The organism is Dethiosulfatibacter sp. (assembly GCF_983023055.1).
This window is the reverse complement of the sequence record NZ_CEZJXU010000364.1, coordinates 1-2691: the sequence shown is the minus strand read 5'-3', so window position 1 is coordinate 2691 and position 2691 is coordinate 1. Positions and strand designations below refer to the sequence as shown.

Below are 2691 nucleotides of genomic sequence, written 5' to 3'. Positions count from 1 at the left end.
GGAATATATTATTAATGGGTTAAACACAAGCAATTAAAAGGGTAACAGGGGAAAATTACATCTAGGTTCATTCCATGACAAAATTAACTTAACTAATAGACTACACACAGTTTTCACCCTGGTGTTTATTTTGTAATGTGGAAATAAATGAATCGTCACTCAAAAGGGGAATTTAAAATGAAAAGAAAAATAAGAACTTCATCTCTCATAGCAGCAGATATAGTCCTTTTAACAATATCAATAATAGCTTCCTTTATGCTAAGGTTCGACGGACAGGTTCCAGCGGACTTTTTGGTCGTACTTAGAAAGCTGATAATCAGCATAATACTCATAAAGCTTGTTGTATTATACCTTTTCAAGCTCTACAACAGCCTCTGGGAATATGCATCAATAGAAGAACTTATGGAGGTAGTAGCTGGAGTCATTACTGCAAACATAGCCTTCATCGCTTATATGTTCTTCGTACAGGCTGCATTGCCTAGAAGCATATACATACTTACGGCAGTATTTGACATGATGCTCCTTGGCGGACTCAGAATGAGTTACAGGGTATTTAGAAGATACAGAACCTTCGGCAATATTTTCAGCAACGTAAAGAGAAAGCAGATAATGGTCATAGGAGGCGGAGATGCCGGCATAATGACTGTTAAGGAGCTTAAAAACAGGAACTTCCAGGAGGGAGAGCCTGTAGTAATAATAGATGATAATCCAATGAAAAAAGGAAAGAATATAAACGGTATACCTGTAGAGGGAAACAGACACGATATTACAGCAATAGCAATAAACAAAAATATAGATGAAATAATCATAGCAATGCCTTCGGCAGCGAAGAATGAAATAAAGCATATAATAGAAGAATGCAAAAAGACTGATTGCAAGCTTAAAATACTTCCAGGAGTATATGAACTCATAGATGGAAATCTGAACATCTCAAAAATAAGGGAAGTACAGATTGAAGACCTTCTTGGAAGAGAAGAGATACACCTTGATACCGATAATATAAACAACTTCATAAAAAACAAGGTTGTAATGGTAACTGGAGGAGCAGGATCAATAGGCTCCGAGCTTGCAAGACAGATAGCCAAGTATGGTCCGAAGAAGCTTATACTTCTAGACATCAATGAAAACGGACTCTATGATATTCAGCAGGAACTTAAGTGGACTCACAACATGGAAGAAACAACCCTTGATTTTGAAGCCAAGGTAGGATCCATAAGGGATACCGACAGGCTTAACCACCTTTTCAATAAATACAGACCTGAAGTTGTCTTCCACGCTGCAGCACACAAGCATGTACCACTTATGGAGGACAGTCCTCACGAGGCTATAAAGAATAATATTTTCGGTACACTTAACCTAGTAAGGACTGCAGACAAATATAATGTAGAAAAATTCGTTCAGATATCCACTGACAAGGCTGTAAACCCAACAAATGTAATGGGAGCCACGAAGAGGATATGTGAAATAATCATAAGAACATTCAATAATAAGAGTGACACAGAATTCGTTGCAGTGCGTTTTGGAAATGTACTTGGAAGCAACGGAAGCGTAATTCCTCTTTTCAAGAAACAGATCGAGGAAGGTGGACCAGTAATGGTTACACATCCTGAGATAATCAGATTCTTTATGACAATTCCTGAAGCATCCCAGCTGGTACTACAGGCTGGAGCAATGGCTGAAGGGGGAGAAATCTTTGTTCTTGATATGGGAGAGCCTGTAAAGATACTTACACTTGCAGAGGATCTCATTAAGCTTTCGGGATTTGTACCCTATGAGGACATGGACATAAAGATCACAGGTCTAAGACCTGGAGAAAAGCTCTACGAGGAGCTTCTTCTCGATGGTGAAGGAATAAGTCAGACAAAACACAAAAAGATTTATATAGGAAAGCCATACTTCACGGACATGGGACATTTGATGAATCACCTGGATAACCTAAGAGACAATATAGATACCAAAAATGGCAAAAATCTTAGAACAATACTTCAAACTCTGGTACCGGAATACAAGCCGGAAAATCAGGGAGAAGCAGGGAAAATAGTGGAATTTAAGAACAGCATTAAGAACATCGCAAAACAGTAATTTTGCGATAAAGGGTTAAATAATAAATCACAACAAAACTAATGCTATTCTATGTAGTATAACTAGTATAGTCATTGTTAATATTTATTACAGGGGGCAATATATGAAAGATTTAAAAGCTACAAGCGGACTGACAATTGGTCTTGATGACAAGGGAATGATAGTATTTGAAAAGGATGTAAAGAAGGTAAGGCCGGGAGTAAGAAGACTGGTGGATATTAAAAACGTCCTAATGGATCCGGAAGCAAAGGGACCTGAAGAGTTATACCATATGTACAGGGACGTATATGAGGGCAATGATGTTGAAACAATTAGAGCAAATAACCTAAGATATGACATAACGGTAATCAAGCCTGGCAAGATTGGACAGGAATTCATGAAGACTGCAGGACACTACCATCCAATGGTAGAGGGAACAGAAATATCCTATCCTGAGGTTTATGAGGTATTAAGCGGAAAGGCAATCTACATACTCCAGAAGATGGGAGAAAATGCCGAAGATATAGAAGATATAATAGTAGTGGAAGTTGAAGCAGGAGAGCAGGTATGCATACCTCCAAACTACGGTCATGTAACTGTAAACCCAGGAAAAGAAACACTTGTAATGTG

Annotated in this window: 2 protein-coding genes; both read left to right on the top strand. The window is 38.3% G+C overall.

The window, feature by feature from the left end:
- Positions 1-177: 177 nt before the first annotated feature.
- Positions 178-2082, top strand: a complete 1905-nt coding sequence (locus tag AC3AX0_RS11065; protein ID WP_487550344.1) for a polysaccharide biosynthesis protein — start codon at positions 178-180, stop codon at positions 2080-2082.
- Positions 2083-2185: 103 nt separating this feature from the next.
- The coding region (locus tag AC3AX0_RS11060) for a glucose-6-phosphate isomerase family protein (protein WP_487550343.1) at positions 2186-2691 on the top strand (506 nt) is incomplete at its 3' end.

Coding starts and splice junctions, on each gene's coding strand:
- AC3AX0_RS11065 (WP_487550344.1), top strand. CDS start 178: ATGAAAAGAAAAATAAGAACTTCATCTCTCATAGCAGCAGATATAGTC.